2 protein-coding genes and 1 pseudogene are annotated in these 2,065 nt (G+C 46.5%); 1 reads left to right on the forward strand and 2 read right to left on the reverse strand.

Features of this window, described 5'->3' with window-relative positions; all coding sequences use genetic code 11:
• A pseudogene (locus QT974_RS33750) lies at positions 1 to 730 on the reverse strand (acetate kinase); the annotation flags it as partial.
• A 225-nt stretch (positions 731 to 955) separates the two neighbouring features.
• Here QT974_RS33750 and psaK point away from each other — a divergent pair.
• A complete protein-coding gene (gene psaK, locus QT974_RS33755; RefSeq protein ID WP_333472715.1) occupies positions 956 to 1,216 on the forward strand; it encodes a photosystem I reaction center subunit PsaK in 261 nt (86 codons plus the stop codon).
• Positions 1,217 to 1,252: 36 nt separating this feature from the next.
• Here the strand turns inward: psaK and QT974_RS33760 are convergent, their stop codons facing one another.
• Positions 1,253 to 1,891 (reverse strand): histidine phosphatase family protein, encoded by a 639-nt coding sequence (locus QT974_RS33760; RefSeq protein ID WP_333472716.1) that lies wholly within the window; start codon positions 1,889 to 1,891, stop codon positions 1,253 to 1,255.
• Positions 1,892 to 2,065 lie beyond the last annotated feature (174 nt).

Consider the following 2,065-nt stretch of genomic DNA (forward strand, 5'->3'; position numbering starts at 1 on the left):
TCATCAAACCATCCAAAGGAGTAAAGCCCATAGTAGTGTCAACACTCCGGCCGCCGCGAACCGCCGCCAGAGAGCATCCATTGCCCAAATGACAGGTAATCAGACGCAAATCGGCAGAATCGCGGTTGAGAATTTCAGCAGCCCTGCGAGCGCAATATTGATGGCTAATCCCGTGGAAACCGTAGCGGCGAATCCCGTCTTCCAGCCATTCGTAGGGGCCGGGATAGACAAACGCAGCGGGCGGCAAATCCGAGTGAAAAGCAGTATCAAAAACTGCAACTTGCGGCACATTTTTGAGGATGTTTTCAATTGCTTCGATACCTTCCAAGTTAATCGGATTGTGGACGGGAGCAAACTCAGATAAACGGGCGATTTCCTGTTTGACTTCCGGCGAAATTCGCGTACTTTGCTGATGTTTTTTCCCGCCATGTACGACGCGATGACCGACAATATCAATCTCGTTTAAACTGTTAATAACTTGAGTTTCACCCTGCCACAGAGTCTCTAGCATTCGAGCGATCGCCCCAGGGCGCTCATCCGAGGCAATTTCTTCCTCTAACCTATAGCCAGCAGCAGTTGTGACTTGCAACTCCCCCGCACCTTCGCGGTGAGTCCAATCTATTTTTGCTTCCCAGAGAGGTTGTGGCGGGCGATCGGGAAGCGTGTCATGTAGTTCGTACAAGCAGCTTTTTTGACTGCTAGAACCTGCGTTTAATACCAGTATTTTCATCGCTAAATCAACTCAGGTAAAGTTTTTAGATTCCTCGGCGATTGAAATCGCTACTACACAAACGAAGTCCGCCTCCGCGGACTAAGAAAACTTGAGATCCTGCCATACTTATGAATAAAAATGTCAAGATATTAAGTATTAATGCAACTTGTAGCCAAGGGATATGGTTATTTGATATACCTTCCTCATCAGATTTTCATTGATTAAAGTTTAAGGAGCCGATCGATGTTTACACAAATTTTACTTGCCGTGGCGCCCAGAACCGTAGAGTGGAGCCCCACAATCGCTTTGATTATGATTGTTTGCAATATTTTAGCAATTGCGATCGGCAAATCAACCATCAAAAATCCTAGCACAGGCCCAGCAATGCCATCATCGAGTATGTTCGGCGGTTTGAGTTTGGGTGCTGTTTTGGGAACTACTGCGTTCGGTCATATTTTGGGAGCAGGTACGATTTTAGGATTGTCTTACATCGGTGCGATTTAGACTGTAGGGTGTGCACTGCGCACCTTACCCGTCATTTCAAGTACCGGGTAAATTGCGGAGGTTTTCATCCATGTGCGATCGATCGCCCAAAACCTCCAGCATAGGCCCGCGCACATCAAACTTGACAATACTAATAGAAGCTGCTAAAGCGGCAATGCGATTGCGATAACTTCCCAAATCAATCCCCAACAAACCGCACAGAATAATCCGAATAGTCGCCTTGTGGGAAACCACCAAAACATTACCATTCTTGTACTTTTCCTGAATTTCTGCGATAACTAAGGACGATCGGCTAGCAATTTGCACAGAAGTTTCCCCCTCAGTCGGTGCATTCCAAGCCGGTTCCGTCAACCAATTAATGTAATCTTCAGCATATTTTTCGCGAACAGATTCAACCGTTTCGCCTTCCCACTTGCCGTACTTTATCTCCCTCAATCCGTCGCGAAGCTGCATTTCAATTCCCACCGCATCGCACAAAGGTTTTGCAGTTGCAATAGTTCGTTTCATCGGACTGACATAAACAGCATCCCAAGGCAATTTTGCGTAAGTTGCAGCAAACTGTTCGGCCATCATAGAACCTTCCGGTGTCAATTCTGCGTCGAGGTCGCCGCAGAAGCCGCCTGTTTTGCTGTAAACTGTTTCACCGTGTCGCAGAAAGTAGATTTTTAAGCTCATATCAATATCTTATTTGATTGGTGACAGGATTTTTTTTGATTAACCGCAGAGGGCGCAGAGGGCACAGAGTCAGAGAAGAGAGAGATGAATAATTCCGATACCTACGGATTTGATATGATAGCATCCCGTTTTTGTAGGGGCTCTCGCATTCGCGCTGAAAATCTCTCGTATAGT

The sequence above is a fragment of the Microcoleus sp. BM001215392 genome (assembly GCF_036700185.1).
Taxonomy (GTDB): Bacteria; Cyanobacteriota; Cyanobacteriia; order Cyanobacteriales; family Microcoleaceae; genus Microcoleus.